Consider the following 15,370-nt stretch of genomic DNA (forward strand, 5'->3'; position numbering starts at 1 on the left):
GGCCTAACGTTTCGTCCATGCAGGGTTTCGCTGCTGTCGATTTCGAGTTCGCCCGGCAGGTGCTGCAACGCGGCATCGCGGCGCTGTACGCCGTCGCGTTCCTGTCGACGCTCAACCAGTTCCGGGCGCTCCTGGGCGAGCGCGGGCTGCTGCCGGCTCCGGAGCTGCTGTCATGGGTGGCGACGTCGGCTCGCCGCTCGCGTCTGCTGGGCCCGACCCTCTTCCGGCGGGTGGGCTACACCGACCGACGGCTGGCGGCGCTGTGCATCGCCGGCCTCGTCGTCAGCGCGGCGCTCATCGCCGGCATCCCCCAGCTGGGGCCGCCGTGGGTGCCGATGGTGTGCTTCCTGCTGCTCTGGCTCGGGTACATGTCGGTGGTGAGCATCGGGCAGACCTTCTACGGCTTCGGGTGGGAGATGCTGCTGCTGGAGGCCGGCTTCCTCGCGGCGTTCCTCGGCTCCAACGACCAGCCGCCGCCCACCGTGGTGATCGTGCTGCTGTGGTGGCTGCTGTTCCGGCTCGAGTTCGGCGCCGGCATGATCAAGATCCGCGGCGGGCGGGAGTGGCGCGACCTGTCGGCGCTCACCTTCCACCACGAGACGCAACCGATGCCGGGACCGCTCAGCCGGCAGGCGCACCTGCTGCCGCGGTGGTTCCATGAGATCGAGGTGATCGGCAACCACTTCGCCCAGCTCGTGGTGCCGTGGCTCCTGTTCGCCCCGATCCTCGGGCTCTGGATCCCGGGGCCCGTCCCGGCGCTGATCGGTGCGGGCGCCGCGGCCATCGTCATCGCGACGCAGCTGTGGCTCGTGCTGACCGGCAACTTCGCCTGGCTCAACTGGGCGACGATCGTGCTGGCTTTCGCGGCGATGTCGATTCCCGGATCGGGCGACGCAGTGGCATCCGACCCGCCCTGGACGATCGACGGCCTCCCGCTGTACTGGCTCGTGATCACCTGCGGCGTGGGGCTGCTGTACCTCGTGATCAGCTGGCCGGCGCTGCGCAACCTCTTCGCCCGCCGGCAGCTGATGAACGCGAGCTTCAACCGGTGGCAGCTGGCCAACGCGTACGGCGCGTTCGGCACCGTGACGCGGGAGCGCATCGAGTACGTGATCGAGGCGACGATGGATGCCGACCCCGACGACGCCACGTGGCGCGAGTACGACTTCAAGGGGAAGCCCGGCGATGTGCGGCGGGTGCCGCGGCAATGGGCGCCGTACCACCTGCGGCTGGACTGGCTGATGTGGTTCCTGCCGCTCGGGCGGTCGCTCGAAGGCTGGTTCACGGTGCTGCTGGTGCGGCTGCTCGAAGCGGATGCCGCGACGCTGGCGCTGCTGCGCGCGGCGCCCTTCGGCAGCGAGCGGCCCCGGTGGGTACGGGTGGTGTCGTACCGCTACCGGTTCTCGAGCCACGCGGAGTACCGCCGCGACCGCGTGCGCTGGGTGCGCGATCGGCACCGGGTGCTGGTGCCGCCGATCAGGCTGTAGGTGGCATCCGGCCTTCCCCAGAACAGGTGATCTCCCCGGAACAGGCCCGATCCCGCCGAAACGACCTGTTGCGGGGAGATCGCCTGTGCCGGGATGGGGATGCCCGCGCGCTACCGCTGTGGGGTGTCGCCCACTCGGCGGGCCAGGGCGACGGCGTCGTGCGGGGCGTGACCGCGGGCGTCGTTGTCGAAGTACACGTAGACGTCGCGGGGGATGCCGTCGGCCGCGCCCGAGCGCCAGTCGGCGATGCGGGCGGCCCAGGCATCCAGCTGCGGATCGGTGTAACCGCTGGTGTAGAGGTCCTCCGCGCCGTGCAGCCGCACGTAGACGAAGGATGCCGTCGCCTCGCCGAAGGCGGGGAAGCGCCCGGCGGTGTCGGCGACGACGAGCGCCACGTCGTGCGCGCGCAGGATGGGGGCGACGGCGGCATCCTCGAACGTCGTCGAACGTGGCTCGAACGCGTAGCGGATGGGCTGGTCCCGCTCGATGTCGAGCCACGACCGCCCGTCGAGTCGCTCATCGTGGCGCCGAGCCAGGTCCAGTGCCGCCCCGGTCGTGCGCGGGAGGGCCGCCAGGAACTGCTCGAGCGTCTCGGCGTCGAACTCCTCCCGCTCGGGCAGCTGCCACAGCACCGGCCCGAGCTGGTCGCCGAGGGCCAGCACCCCGGAGGCGAAGAAGTTCGCCAGCGCCACCTCGATGCCGCGCAGCCGCAGCATGTGCGTGATGTAGCGGGATCCCTTGACCGCGAACACGAAGTCGTCCGCAACCGCGTCGCGCCACTTCAGGTAGCTCGTGGGCCGCTGCAGCGAGTAGAACGAACCGTTGAGCTCGAGCGTCGACATCTGCTCACCGATGTACTCCAGCTCGCGCGCCTGGGCGAGGCCCTTCGGGTAGAAATCGCCACGCCAGCTCGGGTAGCGCCATCCCGAGATGCCGACTCGCACGCGCCTCTGCATGCCCCCTCCTCCTCGTCGTCGCAGCATCATCCTAGGAATGCGCGACCTCCGCTCGGCCGGACGCGGGGCCGCGCGTCGGCGCGACCCCGGCGTGCGACCGCCGGATCAGGAGCGACGACGCGACGTGGTGCTGCGGCCGCGCACCATGACGTAGACGAGCAGGGCGATGATCGCACCGATGATGGAGCCGATGATGCCCGCCGGTTGGAAGAACCCGTCGGCGGCATCCTGTCCGAAGAGCAGGAAGCCGAGGAATCCACCGACGAACGAGCCGACGATGCCGAGGACGATGGTCATGAGCAGGCTCATGTCCTGCTTTCCGGGAACGACGGCGCGGGCGATGAACCCGGCGATCAGACCGATGACGATGATGCTGATGATGAGACCGAGCATGATTGCTCCTCTTGTTGAACGCCCGGGGGCGTGTCGTGTCGGGCACCGTTCGGTACTCGGGATGCCGCAGTTCGCGACATCACGTCACTCCACCACCCCTCGGGGTGTGGCGGCACACCCCTGGGGGTGAAAAGCTCAGGCGTGCCCTCGTCCCCCAACCCGCCCCCCATCACGGTCGCCCTCGTCGATGACTACGACGTGGTGCTGAAGGGTCTGGCGCATCTGTTCGACGATTACCGCGACCGCGTCGTGATCGCGGAGATCGACGCGAACCGGGACGTGAGCGATCAGGTCGACGTCGTGCTGTACGACTCCTTCGCCCAGCCCGAGTCCGACCACCAGGAGATCTCGGAGCTCATCAAGAATCCGCGGGCGCGACGGGTCGTCATGTACACGTGGAACTTCCACCCCGAGCTCATCGAGTCGGCGCGCCGGCAAGGGGTGCACGGGTATCTCTCGAAGACCTTGACCGCGGCCCAGCTGGTCGCCGCGATCGAGGCGGTCCACTCCGGCGAGGTCGTGATCAGCGACCAGGCCCGTCGGGCGCCCAGCGCGCCGGGCCTGGAGTGGCCGGGGCGCCTCGAGGGCATCACCGATCGGGAGTCCGAGATCCTCGCGCTCATCACGCAGGGCAAGAGCAACGCCGAAGTCGCCCGCCTCACCTATCTCAGCCCGAACACGGTGAAGTCCTACATCCGATCCGTCTATCGCAAGATCGGCGCCACCAGCCGAACACAGGCGGTGCTCTACGGCGTCCGACACGGATTCACCCCCGACACCCACCGCATCGAGCACTGGATGGGCGGGCCGTGATGCCCGCACCGCACCCTGCCTCACCGCAGGCGCGGGTGGAACGCAGTCCCGCGTAGGATGAACCGCAGTTCCACAACCTCGAGCACAGGAGTCCGTCATGGCTGACGCATCCGCATACACGCCGCCCGTCGAGGACTACGCGTTCCTCTTCACCGAGGCGTTCGGCCAGGATCTCGTCGCGCGCGCCTCGGGCAGCGAGCTCACCGCCGAGGACGCGACGGACATCATCGCGGGCGCGGGCGAGTTCGCCGCCTCCGTCATCGCCCCGCTCGAGGTCATCGGAGATCGCGTCGGCGCACGGCTCGAAGACGGCCAGGTGCGTCTGCCCGAGGGGTTCGCCGCGGCATATCGCGCGTTCGTCGAGGCAGGCTGGGTCACCGCCGAGGCGCCGGTCTCCGCCGGCGGCGACGGCCTGCCGGGCGCCGTCCGTGCCGGACTCGGCGAGATCTGGAACGCCTCGAACGCGGCATTCGCGCTCTGCTCGCTGCTCACGGCCGGGCAGGTCCACGCACTGGACGCCGCGGCATCCGACAGCATCCGCGAGACGTACCTCACCAAGCTCGTCTCGGGCGAGTGGACCGGCACGATGAACCTCACCGAGCCCGAGGCCGGCACGGATCTCGGCGCCATCCGCACGACCGCGACGCCGCAGGACGACGGCAGCTGGGCGATCCGCGGCCAGAAGATCTTCATCACGTGGGGCGATCACGACATCGCCGAGAACATCGTCCACCTGGTGCTCGCCCGCACCCCCGGCGCACCCGAGGGCGCCAAGGGACTCTCGCTGTTCGTCGCACCCAAGCTCCTCGTGAACGACGACGGGTCGCTCGGCGACCGCAACGCCATCACCACCGTCGCGATCGAGCACAAGCTCGGCATCCACGCCAGCCCCACGTGCGTGCTCGCCTACGAGGACGCCACCGGCTACCTCGTCGGCGAGGTCGGCGGAGGGCTGGCCGGCATGTTCGTCATGATGAACTCCGCCCGTGCGGCCATGGGGTTCCAGGCGACGGGCATCGCCGACCGCGCCTACCAGCAGGCGGCGGCCTACGCGGCGGACCGCCGACAGGGCGGCGTGCTCGAGCGCCCGGCGGGCACGCCCATCGCCGAGCACCCCGACGTCCGCCGCCTGCTGCTGTCGATGTCGAGCAAGATCTTCGCGATGCGCGCCTTGGGCGTCTACGTCGGCGACCTGCTCGACCGGGCCGACAGCGACGAGTCCGTCGTGAAGCTGGCGGAGTTCTTCGTGCCCATCCTCAAGGGCTGGACGACCGAGGACGCCATCACCGTCACGAGCGATGCCATCCAGGTGCAGGGCGGCATGGGCTTCATCGAGGAGACCGGCGCCGCGCAGCACTACCGCGATGTGCGGATCACCACGATCTACGAGGGCACGACCGCGATCCAGTCCAACGACCTGGTCGGCCGCAAGGTGCTGCGCGACGGCGGCGCCACGGTGTCTGCCCTGTTCGACCGCATCGACGAGACCGTGGCGAGCCTGCGCGGGTTCGACCACCCCGTCGCGGCGCGCACCGCGGAGCGGCTCGAGCGTGCGCTCGCGGCATCCCGCCGCGCGACCGACGACCTGCTCGGCTTCGCCGCTTCGCCGCGCGACGCCTACGCCGTGAGCGTGCCTTACCTGATGCTGCTCGGCACCCTCGCCGGCGGCTGGATGCACGCTCTCGCGGTGACCGCCGTGCTCGCGCGCGACGCCGCATCGGAGACGGATGCCGCCCGCCTGACGTCCGCGGACTTCTACGGCGCCCACCACCTCCCCCGCGTGCACGCGCTGGCCGAGACGGTCGCCGGCGGAGAGATCGGCTGACGACGGAGGTCTCCTGCGAGCCCACCCCCGCGGCGATCCTGGCAGCGGATGCCACGACCGGCATCCGCTTGAATGGTCGCCGGGAGGGGATGTGACCCGACAGCCCGCGGCGAACGCCGCACCGCACGCCGGCACCGCCGGCGAGGTCTTCCGCGCGTTCCTGCGGCTGGGACTCACGTCGTTCGGCGGACCGATCGCGCACCTCGGGTACTTCCGCAACGAGCTGGTGCTGCGCCGCGGCTGGGTCGACGACCGCCGGTACGCCGAGATCGTGGCGCTCGCGCAGTTCCTCCCGGGGCCCGCGTCGAGCCAGGTCGGCTTCGCCCTCGGGCTCATGCGGGCGGGACCCCTCGGCGCGATCATGGCATGGCTGGCGTTCACGCTGCCTTCGGCGATCCTGCTGGTCGCCTTCGCGTACGGGGCCGCACTGCTCGACAACCCGGTGGGCGACGGCATCGTCGCCGGGCTCAAGATCGTCGCGGTCGCGATCGTCGCGCAGGCGGTGTGGGGCATGGCGCGCACCCTCGCCCCCGATGCTCGGCGCGCGACGATCGCCGTCGGCGCGGTCGCCATCGCGCTGCTGGCCGCCGGGTCGCTCGGGCAGCTCGCCGCGATCCTGCTGGGTGCGCTGGCGGGTCTGCTGCTCTGCCGCGCACCGGAAGGCGCTGACGGCGAGGCGGCGGCGGACCTGAGCCCGCCGGTCTCGCGCCGCGCGGGCGGCGTCGCGCTGGCGGTGTTCGCGGCGCTGCTCGTGCTCCTGCCGCCCGTGGCTGCCGCCGTCGGCACGCGCCTGACGGACATCGCCGACGGCTTCTACCGCGCCGGGGCCCTCGTCTTCGGCGGCGGTCACGTGATGCTGCCGCTGCTCGAGGCCGAGGCGGTCGCGGACGGCTGGGTGAGCGCCGACCAGTTCCTCGCCGGCTACGGCGCGGCGCAGGCCGTGCCCGGTCCGCTGTTCACGTTCGCCGCGTATCTCGGGGCGCTGGCCGCGCCGGGAGCGGCGGGAATCCTGACCGCCGCGGTCGCGCTCGTGGCGGTCTTCCTCCCCGGCCTGCTGCTGATGGTCGGTGTGCTGCCGTTCTGGAACGCCGTGCGCACCCGCCCGACAGCCCGGGCACTCATCCGGGGGGCGAACGCCGCCGTCGTCGGCATCCTCGCCGCCGCCCTCTACGACCCTGTCTTCGTCACCGCCGTCGTCGACCCGGCCTCGTTCACCCTTGCTGCCGTGTGCTTCGTGCTGCTGATGGCATGGCGGATGCCGGCGTGGGGCGTGGTGCTCGTCGGGGCGCTCGGCGGGCTGCTGATCACCCTGCGGTGAGCGAGATCACCGGCTCGCCTCGGGAGGACCCGGCACCGAACCCGGCGCGAGGTGCCGGCTCAGGGCGGTGGCGACGTCGTCAACATGGGCGAGCATCTCAGGGGTGAGCGCATCGAGGAACAGCTCCCGCACGGCGCGAAGGTGCGGGACGGATGCCGCGCGGAACGCCTCGCGGCCGTGCTCCGTCGCGGTCACGTCCACCCCGTGCACGTCGTCGGCGCAGTGCGCCCTTCGGATGAGCTGCCGCTTCTCCATCCGCCCCAGATGATGCGACAGGCGACTGCGCTCCCACCCGATCACCGTCGCGAGCTCCGACGAACGGAGCGTGTGTTCCGGCGCCTCGGTGAGAGCGATCAGCACCTGGTAATCGCCCGATGAGAGGCCCGACTCGGTCTGCAGTCGGTTCGCGAGGCGCGTGCGCAGCGCCTCTGCCGTCTCGATGTACTCCCGCCAGATGCGCAGCTGTTCCCGGGTGGGCATCGACCGGTGCTTCTCGCCCATTCCGCCTCCTTGGGAATTGATACGTCAATCCTACGGTTGACGCATTGACACGTCAATCCGGAGGGGCCGGTGACGGGAGGGATGGGATCATGACCACCCAGATGGAGTTCGGCATCGACACCTTCGGCGATCTGCCGCGCAACGACCGCGGCGCCGTCGTCTCGTACGCGGAAGCGATCCGCGCCACCCTGGCCGAGGCCGTGCTCGCCGACGACATCGGCGTCGATGCCATGACCGTCGGCGAGCACCACCGGCCCGAGTACGCGATCTCGTCGCCCGAGACCGTGCTGGCAGGCATCGCCACCGTGACCGAACGCATCCGACTGGGTTCCGGCGTCACCGTCCTGTCCTCCGATGACCCGGTGCGGGTGTTCCAGCGCTTCGCCACCGTCGACGTTCTCTCGAACGGGCGCGCCGAGGTCATCCTGGGCCGCGGATCCTTCACCGAGTCCTTCCCGCTCTTCGGCTATGACCTCGCCGACTACGAGGTGCTGTTCGACGAGAAGATCAACCTCTTCCATGCGCTCCTCGACGAGAAGCCGGTCACGTGGGAAGGAACGACGCGCGCGCCCCTGCACGAAGCCGACGTCTTCCCGAAGACCGACTCCGGTCGGCTGCGCACGTGGGTCGGCGTCGGCGGCACCCCTCAGTCGGTGCTGCGCACGGCGCACTACGGATTCCGGCTCATGCTCGGCATCATCGGCGGCCCACCCGTTCGCTTCGCGCCGTATGTCGACCTGTATCGACGGGCGACGGAGCAGCTGGGTACGATCGCTTTCCCGGTGGGCATGCACTCCCCCGGCTTCATCGCCGAGACGGACGCCGAAGCCAAGGAGCTCTTCTACCCGGGCTACAAGGTCATGCACGACCGCATCGGGGCCGAGCGCGGCTGGGCGCCGGTGCAGCGATCGCAGTTCGAGGCCGACGTCGAGCGGGGCTCGCTGTACGTCGGTTCGCCCGAGACCGTCGCCCGCAAGATGGCGGATGCCATCACGACGCTCGACGTCGGTCGGTTCGATCTCACCTACGCCGCCGGCGGGGCCCTCGCCGCGAGTGCCCGCCTCCGTGCCGTCGAACTGTACGGCACGAAGGTGATCCCGATGGTCCGCGAGCTCCTCGCCGAGACCCCCGGCCGACGGGCGACGACCGGTGCGGCGTTCCGGCGATGAAGGAGACCGACGACATGGACATCACCAGCCGCAGCACGACGACCGTCGGCATCCTCGGTGCCGGCAAAGTGGGCACGGTTCTCGCCCGCCTCGCCGTGGCCGCTGGGTACCGCGTCCTGGTCGCCGGTTCCGGGGACCGCGAGCGGATCGCTCTCACGATCGACGTGCTCGCACCCGGGGCGACCGCTGTGCGTGCGGAACAGGCGGCCATGGAGGCGGACATCGTCGTGCTCGCCCTGCCTCTGGGCAAGCACCGCCGCCTTCCCCTCACGCAACTGGACGGCAAGCTCGTCGTCGACGCGATGAACTACTGGTGGGAGACCGACGGCATCCGGGACGACCTGGACGACCCGCGCATCTCCACGAGCGAGATCGTCCAGGTCTTCCTTGCGGGCTCGCGCGTCGTGAAGGCGCTGAACCACATGGGCTACCACGACCTCGAGGAAGAGGCACGACCCACCGGCGCGATGGGCCGCAAGGCGATCGCGATCGCGGCAGACCGCGCCACCGACCTCGCGCGCGTGGCGGACTTCGTCGACGCCCTCGGGTTCGACCCCGTCATCGTCGGTCCCCTCGCTGCGGGCGTCGTGCTGCAGCCGGGCCATCCGGCCTTCGGCGCCCATCTCCCGGCAGCGGACCTGCGTCTGCTGATCGATGAACACGAACCACACAAAGAAGGAGCAGTGCAGCAATGACCAAGATCGCCATCATCCTCGGAAGCACCCGTCCCGGCCGCAACGGAAAGCAGGTCGCGGACTGGGTGCTCGCGCAGGCCGCCCAGCGCGACGACGCCGATTTCGAGCTCGTCGACCTCGCCGACTACGTGCTCCCCCACCTCGACGAGCCGATGTCGGCGATGTCGGGTCAGTACAGCAACGACCACACCCGGCGGTGGTCCGAGAAGATCGCCCAGTTCGACGGGTACATCTTCGTCACGCCCGAGTACAACCACTCCACATCCGGCGTGCTCAAGAACGCGATCGACTACCTGTACACCGAGTGGAACAACAAGGCGGCCGCGCTCGTGGGATACGGCGGGGTCGGCGGAGCACGCGCGATCGAGCATCTGCGGCTCGTGCTGGCCGAACTCCAGGTCGCCACCGTGCGCCAGACCCTGACCCTCTCCCTCATGACCGAGTTCGAGAACTTCGCCACCTTCACCCCCGGGCGCGAGCAGTCCGCCCACCTCGGCATCCTGTTCGACCAGCTCGTCGCCTGGTCCGAAGCCCTCCAAGACGTGCGGCAGCCCCAGCGTGCCGACGCGGCCGCCTGACCTCGGCCCTGGGGACTCCATCACTACGGATCGTCCGGCGCGTACCCGCCGGTGAAAGGAAAGAGACAATGGCGACAGTGACCTTCGACCAGGCGACGCGGGAGTATTCCGGCGTGCGCCGCCCCGCGGTCGACAAGCTGGATCTGGATATCGCCGACGGCGAATTCCTGGTGCTGGTCGGGCCGTCGGGCTCCGGCAAGTCCACCTCGCTGCGCATGCTGGCCGGCCTCGAAGAGGTCGACTCCGGCCGCATCCTCATCGGCGACCGCGACGTCACCGACGTCCCACCGAAGGACCGGGACATCGCGATGGTGTTCCAGAACTACGCCCTGTACCCGCACATGACTGTCGCCGAGAACATGGGCTTCGCTCTGAAGATCGCCGGCGTCGGCACGCAGGAGCGCGCCGCCCGCGTGCTCGAGGCCGCCAAGCTGCTCGACCTCGTGCCGTTCCTCGAGCGCAAGCCGAAGGCCCTCTCCGGGGGGCAGCGGCAGCGTGTCGCCATGGGTCGCGCCATCGTGCGCCAGCCCCAGGTGTTCCTCATGGACGAGCCGCTGTCGAACCTCGACGCGAAGCTGCGCGTGCAGACCCGCACGCAGATCTCCTCACTGCAGCGCCGCCTGGGCGTCACCACCGTCTATGTCACGCACGATCAGGTGGAAGCGCTGACCATGGGCGACCGCATCGCCGTGCTGGCCGACGGCGCGCTGCAGCAGCTGGGCACACCGCGCGACCTGTACGAGCACCCCGTCAACGTGTTCGTCGCCGGTTTCATCGGATCCCCAGCGATGAACCTGTTCACCACGGACGCGACCGAGGACGGCATGCGATTCGGAAGCGCCATCGCTCCCGTCGAGCGCGACGTCGTCGCGGCCGCCGGGCCGCGTGTCACCATCGGCGTCCGACCGGAGGACGTCGCCATCGGGAGCACGGCCGACGCGGGGCTGACGATCACCGTGGACCTCGTCGAAGAACTCGGCGCCGACGGATACCTCTACGGGCACGCCGACATCGACGGCGAGCGCATCGCGATCATCGCCCGGGTCGACGGGCGGGTGCACCCGGCCGTGGGCGACACGGTCTCGGCGACCCCGAAGCCCGGGCGCATCCACGTCTTCGACGTCGACAGCGGGGAGCGTCTGAACGCCGGCGTCGCGGGGTGAGGGGCTGCGTCGCGGACGGGCACGAAGCCGCAGCTTCGCGCGCCGGGTCAGTCGCGCGGTGCGGGCATCCCGGTCGGCTCGCCGGTATCGCCGAACACGTGCAGTCCCAGGTCGTCGCTGAGTCGCCGGCTCGCCGCATGGCCGCGCACGCTCGTGCCGTATCCGTCCAGCGGCGGGCTGACCACCGCCGCGCCCAGCCGCCCGGGGGCGGAGAGCACGATCGCGCCCGAGACGCTCGACTTCGCCGGCACCCCCACGGCCCGCATCCACCGGCCCGACCCGTCATACACACCGCAGGTCGCCATGACCGAGACGACGTCGCGGGCCACGTCCGCCGGCACCACCTGCTCGCCCGTCACGGGGTTGCGGCCACCGAAGGCCAGCGTCGCACCCATCACCGCAAGCGCCTCGGCATCCACGAGCACGGCGCAGGCGCGGGCGTACACGGCGACGGCGTCGTCGGCGCTGACCCGCAGCGTGCCCTCGGCCCGCATGAGGTGGGCGAGGGCGTGATTGCGATCGCCGAGCAGGTGCTCGTCGCGGGCCACCTCCTCGTCGACCTCGAGGGCGCGGCCGGCGAAGGCCGACAGCCCGGCGAGGATGCGCTCATCGCGCGCGGCGACGTCGTCGCCGTCGACGAGGGCCGCCGTCAGCAGGGCGCCGGCGTTGACCATCGGGTTCGGCGGCCGACCGGTGCCGCTTTCGAGCTTGATCGCGTCGAACGCCTCGCCGGTGGGCTCGATGCCGATGCGGTCGAGGGCCTCGCCGTCGGTGTCGAACAGGGCGAGCGCGAACAGGAACGGTTTGACGGCCGACTGCACGCTGAAGCGCACGTCGGCCTGCGCGCTCGAACGCACACTGCCGTCAGGCAGGGCGATGGCAAGGGCGCAGAACCCGGAGTCGGCCTCGGCGAGCTGCGGGATGCTGTCGTGCACCTCACCGCCGTCTTCGGCGAGCACCTCCGCGCGGAGCCGATCGAGGTCGTAGGTGCGCGGGTCGGGGCGACGGCTCATCCCCCTACCCTGACACGCGGGGGTGGTGGGGTGCCGTGGTGCGGCGGCCCGCCGGCTCAGCCGGCCGGCTGATCGGCGCGGTCGCGACGGTCGACGAGGCGGTTGAGTCGCTCCGACATGACCACGCCGAGGATCACGAGGATGCCGAGGAACACCGGGAACAGCCACATCCCCACCCACTCCGAGAGCACGCCGAACAGGGGCGGTGCAAGCGTGGAACCGGTGTAGGCCGCCGCCATCTGGATGCCGATGATGGCCTGCGAGTTGCGCCGGCCGAAGTTGATCGGCGTGGAGTGGATGATCGCGGGATAGATCGGCGCGGCGCCGAGCCCGGTGAGCACGAGACCCGCGAGGGCGACCGCGTCGGTCGGCAGCGGCAGGGCGAGGAGCACGACGCCGAGCGCGACCAGGGCGAACCCGCCCCGGATGAGCGCCCGGTCCCCCACGCGGTCGGCGAAGATCCCGGCGAGGAACCGGCCGCCGGTGATGCCGAGGAGGAAGAGCGAGGCGAACGCGGCCGCGGTGGCCGCCGGGACGGCGCGGTCGGTGACGAGCCAGGTGGACGCCCACAGGATCGCGGTGGACTCCAGCGCGCAGTAGGCGAAGAAGGCGGTGAGGATCAGCGCGACACCGGGAATGCGCAACGCCTGGGCGAGCGGGACGTGCGCGGTCCCCCGTCCGGACGAATCGGCGTCGTCAGCTGCGTCATCCGTCTCGGCGCCGGCCCCTGCGGGCACGACGGAGTTGACCCTGCCCCACAGCGGAAGGCTCACCAACAGCACGAAGGTGAGCGCGACCTGCACCACGCCGACGATGAGGTAGGCGCTGGACCACCCGAGGCCCGAGGTGAGTGCGTAGCTCATGATGAACGGGCTGATCGAGGCGCCCAGACCCCAGAAGCTGTGCAGCCAGTTCATGTGCCGCGCCGCGTAGTGCAGCGCCACGTAGTTGTTCAGCGCCGCATCGACGGCGCCGGCGCCCAGTCCGTAGGGGATGGCCCAGAGGCACAGCATCCAGAACGAGCCGGAGAACGAGAACCCCACGAGGGCGGCCGCGGTCATGCCCACGCTCACGGCGGTCACCACGCCCGCCCCGAACCGGCGCGTGACGCGCTCGGAGGCGAGGCTGGAGAGGATCGTGCCGCCGGCGATGATCATGGTGATGAGGCCGGCTGCGGCGAGCGGGACGCCGAGGTCCTGGTGCATCACCGGCCAGCCGGCGCCGACGAGGGAGTCGGGTAGGCCCAGGCTGACGAAGGCGACGTAGATGATCGTGAGCAGAAGCGAGTACACGGGTGCCGACGGGCCTTTCACGGGGAGCAGGGGGGCGCGGCGATTCGAGTGACCGCCGAGGCGCACGCTTCGACAGTACACAGCAACCCGGCGCGGCCCTGCGCCTGACGCGTCAGCCCTTGACCGCCCCCGCCATCACCCCGGCGACGAGTTGACGGCCGGCGAGGACGAGCACCACGAGCAGGGGCGCCGCGACCAGGAAGACGCCCGCCATCACCAGCCCGGTGTCGGAGGTGAACACTCCCCGCAGCTGCGGCACGACCAACGGCATCGTCAACTGGGAGCGCATGACCACCGACGGCCAGAAGAAGCTGTTCCACGAGCCGATGAACGTGAACAGGGCCAGCGTCGCCGCTGCCGGCCGGGCTGCGGGCAGCGCGATCGACCAGAAGGTACGGAACATCGAGGCGCCGTCCACACGTGCCGCCTCGATCAGCTCGTAGGGCAGCGCCTCCTGCAGATACTGCGTCATCCAGAACACGCCGAACGCGCCGACGAGTCCGGGCACGATCAGCGCCAGGAGCGAATCCACCCAGCCGAATTCGTTCATCATGACGAACAGCGGGATCGTGCCCACCTGCGCAGGGATGATGAGCGTCGCCAGCACCGTCACGTACAGCCCCTGCCGACCGCGGAACCGCAGCTTCGCGAAGCTGAAACCCGCCAGCGCCGAAAAGAACACGGTCGACGCGCTGACGGTCACCGCGACGAGCAGCGAGTTGCCGAACGCGACCCAGATGCTGAACTGCTCGGTCGCGAACACTTCGCCGAAGTTCTCCCACAGGGTGATCGTCGGCAGCCACCGCGGCAGATTGCCGACCGCGCGCGTGATCTCGGTCGTGGTCGAGGACCCGTACATCGCCGCCGCGTACAGCGGGAAGACCGAGACGGCGATGACCACGGCCAGGAACGCGTACGTGACCCAGCCGGGACGGCGTGACGACGGGTTCACCGAGACCGGGCGCCCGCGCGCGGCGCGGCGGCGGGCGTAGCGGGCGGCGCTCGGGCCGGCGGTGTTCTCGATGAATGCCGTACTCATCGGCGGGCTCCTTCGAGCGAGGTTTCTGTGATGTCCGACGGGGTGGGCAGGTCGGGCGCCGGCGGGCGCCGGCGCACGCGGCGCGGCCGCGGGGCTGTGGCATCCGACGAGGAGATCCGACGCGTGAGCCAGAAATTGGCCAGAGAGATGAGCAGGATGATGAAGGCGAAGATCCACCCCACCGCGGCGGCCTGCCCCAGCCTGTCCTGCCACTGCCCGAAACCGAGGTTGAACAGGTACAGCATCACCGTGGTCCACTGGTTGTCGGTGCCGCCGGCACCGCCGCCGGTGCCTCCGCCGTCGAACAGCCGCGCCTCGTCGAAGATCTCGAGACCGCCGATCGTCATCGTGAGGATCACGAAGATGAGCGTCGGACGGATGCTGGGGATCGTGACAGAGAAGAACTGCCGCAAGCGACTCGCCCCGTCGACAGTCGCCGCCTCGTAGAGGTCGCGCGGGACCGCCTGCATCGCGGCGAGCAGGATGAGGGCGTTGTAGCCGGTCCAGCGGAACACCACCATCGAGCCGATGGCGACGTGGGAGAGGAACCGGTCCTGGAAGAAGGGCGAGCTGTAGTCGGTGAGCAGCCCCAGCTCCTGCAGGTTGGGCACGAGGATCCCGAACTGGCCGAACACCTGGCCGAAGATCATCGACGTCGCCACGGGCATCACGACGAACGGGATGAGCACGCTCATGCGCCAGAAGGTACGGGCGCGGAGGTTCTGATCGAGAATCGCCGCGATCAGCAGCGCGAGGAACAGCTGCGGCACTCCCCCGAGCAGGAAGATCGAGATCGTGTTCTCCAACGAGCGCCAGAACAGCGGCTGCTGCAGCACCCACGTGAAGTTGTCCAGGCCCACGAACTCGCCCATGCCGGTGCGCCGATGCCAGTCGTGCAGCGCCACGACGACGTTGAAGAACAGCGGGAACGCACCGAACACGGCGAACAGCAGGAAGAACGGGGAGATGTACAGATAGGGCGAGAGCTTGAAGTCCCACCGCGAGATGCGCTGCCCCCATCCGACGCGCCGGACCGGGCGCGGTGAGGCGGGATCGTGTGCCATCGGGAGAGCCTTCCGAGGAGTCTGGCGGGTGCGGGGACGGACCGCGGCCCGGTGGGGTGCGGTC

General features: G+C 70.2%; 15 protein-coding genes. 8 read left to right on the forward strand and 7 right to left on the reverse strand.

Annotated features, from left to right (window positions below; all coding sequences use genetic code 11):
- Positions 1-17 precede the first annotated feature (17 nt).
- Positions 18-1,487 (forward strand): lipase maturation factor family protein, encoded by a 1,470-nt coding sequence (locus ACFVR6_RS09140; RefSeq protein WP_386961594.1) that lies wholly within the window; start codon positions 18-20, stop codon positions 1,485-1,487.
- Positions 1,488-1,597: 110 nt separating this feature from the next.
- On the opposite strand, the gene ACFVR6_RS09145 is transcribed toward ACFVR6_RS09140, so the two are convergent.
- Together ACFVR6_RS09145 and ACFVR6_RS09150 are read right to left on the reverse strand one after the other, a co-directional pair.
- A complete protein-coding gene (locus tag ACFVR6_RS09145) occupies positions 1,598-2,443 on the reverse strand; it encodes a DUF72 domain-containing protein (protein WP_386961597.1) in 846 nt (281 codons plus the stop codon).
- Between the two features lie 105 nt (positions 2,444-2,548).
- Positions 2,549-2,836 carry a GlsB/YeaQ/YmgE family stress response membrane protein gene (locus tag ACFVR6_RS09150; protein ID WP_386961600.1) on the reverse strand — a complete coding sequence of 96 codons (288 nt, stop codon included), beginning with the start codon at positions 2,834-2,836 and terminating at the stop codon, positions 2,549-2,551.
- A 141-nt stretch (positions 2,837-2,977) separates the two neighbouring features.
- On the opposite strand from ACFVR6_RS09150, the gene ACFVR6_RS09155 reads away from it, so the two are divergent.
- From ACFVR6_RS09155 to chrA, 3 genes are all read left to right on the forward strand, one after another.
- Positions 2,978-3,649 carry a response regulator transcription factor gene (locus ACFVR6_RS09155; protein ID WP_386961602.1) on the forward strand — a complete coding sequence of 224 codons (672 nt, stop codon included), beginning with the start codon at positions 2,978-2,980 and terminating at the stop codon, positions 3,647-3,649.
- 97 nt (positions 3,650-3,746) lie between these two features.
- Positions 3,747-5,474 (forward strand): acyl-CoA dehydrogenase, encoded by a 1,728-nt coding sequence (locus ACFVR6_RS09160; RefSeq protein ID WP_386961605.1) that lies wholly within the window; start codon positions 3,747-3,749, stop codon positions 5,472-5,474.
- A gap of 91 nt (positions 5,475-5,565) precedes the next feature.
- A complete protein-coding gene (gene chrA / locus ACFVR6_RS09165; protein ID WP_386961608.1) occupies positions 5,566-6,792 on the forward strand; it encodes a chromate efflux transporter in 1,227 nt (408 codons plus the stop codon).
- 6 nt (positions 6,793-6,798) lie between these two features.
- Here the strand turns inward: chrA and ACFVR6_RS09170 are convergent, their stop codons facing one another.
- On the reverse strand, positions 6,799-7,293 hold the full coding sequence (locus ACFVR6_RS09170) for a MarR family winged helix-turn-helix transcriptional regulator (protein WP_386961610.1): 495 nt from the start codon (positions 7,291-7,293) through the stop codon (positions 6,799-6,801).
- Positions 7,294-7,382: 89 nt separating this feature from the next.
- On the opposite strand from ACFVR6_RS09170, the gene ACFVR6_RS09175 reads away from it, so the two are divergent.
- From ACFVR6_RS09175 to ACFVR6_RS09190, 4 genes are all read left to right on the forward strand, one after another.
- On the forward strand, positions 7,383-8,462 hold the full coding sequence (locus ACFVR6_RS09175) for an LLM class flavin-dependent oxidoreductase (RefSeq protein WP_386961613.1): 1,080 nt from the start codon (positions 7,383-7,385) through the stop codon (positions 8,460-8,462).
- Entirely contained in the window at positions 8,459-9,157 is a 699-nt protein-coding gene (locus ACFVR6_RS09180; protein ID WP_386961616.1) for an NADPH-dependent F420 reductase, read from the forward strand. Before ACFVR6_RS09175 ends, ACFVR6_RS09180 begins: the two co-directional genes overlap by 4 nt.
- The gene (locus ACFVR6_RS09185) at positions 9,154-9,735 is read left to right on the forward strand and encodes an NADPH-dependent FMN reductase (RefSeq protein WP_386961619.1); all 582 of its coding nucleotides are present in this window, start codon (positions 9,154-9,156) and stop codon (positions 9,733-9,735) included. Before ACFVR6_RS09180 ends, ACFVR6_RS09185 begins: the two co-directional genes overlap by 4 nt.
- 68 nt (positions 9,736-9,803) lie before the next feature.
- Positions 9,804-10,898: an ABC transporter ATP-binding protein gene (locus tag ACFVR6_RS09190; protein WP_386961622.1), complete on the forward strand. Its 1,095-nt coding sequence runs from the start codon at positions 9,804-9,806 to the stop codon at positions 10,896-10,898.
- Between the two features lie 47 nt (positions 10,899-10,945).
- On the opposite strand, the gene glsA is transcribed toward ACFVR6_RS09190, so the two are convergent.
- From glsA to ACFVR6_RS09210, 4 genes are all read right to left on the reverse strand, one after another.
- Positions 10,946-11,911: a glutaminase A gene (glsA, locus tag ACFVR6_RS09195; protein ID WP_386961625.1), complete on the reverse strand. Its 966-nt coding sequence runs from the start codon at positions 11,909-11,911 to the stop codon at positions 10,946-10,948.
- 56 nt (positions 11,912-11,967) lie between these two features.
- A complete protein-coding gene (locus ACFVR6_RS09200) occupies positions 11,968-13,203 on the reverse strand; it encodes an MFS transporter (RefSeq protein ID WP_386961628.1) in 1,236 nt (411 codons plus the stop codon).
- A 112-nt stretch (positions 13,204-13,315) separates the two neighbouring features.
- Positions 13,316-14,242 (reverse strand): carbohydrate ABC transporter permease, encoded by a 927-nt coding sequence (locus ACFVR6_RS09205; RefSeq protein WP_386961630.1) that lies wholly within the window; start codon positions 14,240-14,242, stop codon positions 13,316-13,318.
- On the reverse strand, positions 14,239-15,306 hold the full coding sequence (locus ACFVR6_RS09210; RefSeq protein ID WP_386961633.1) for a carbohydrate ABC transporter permease: 1,068 nt from the start codon (positions 15,304-15,306) through the stop codon (positions 14,239-14,241). Before ACFVR6_RS09210 ends, ACFVR6_RS09205 begins: the two co-directional genes overlap by 4 nt.
- Positions 15,307-15,370: the final 64 nt, after the last annotated feature.

Origin of the sequence: Microbacterium sp. NPDC058021 (genome assembly GCF_042885955.1) — a bacterium.
Classification (GTDB): Bacteria; Actinomycetota; Actinomycetes; order Actinomycetales; family Microbacteriaceae; genus Microbacterium.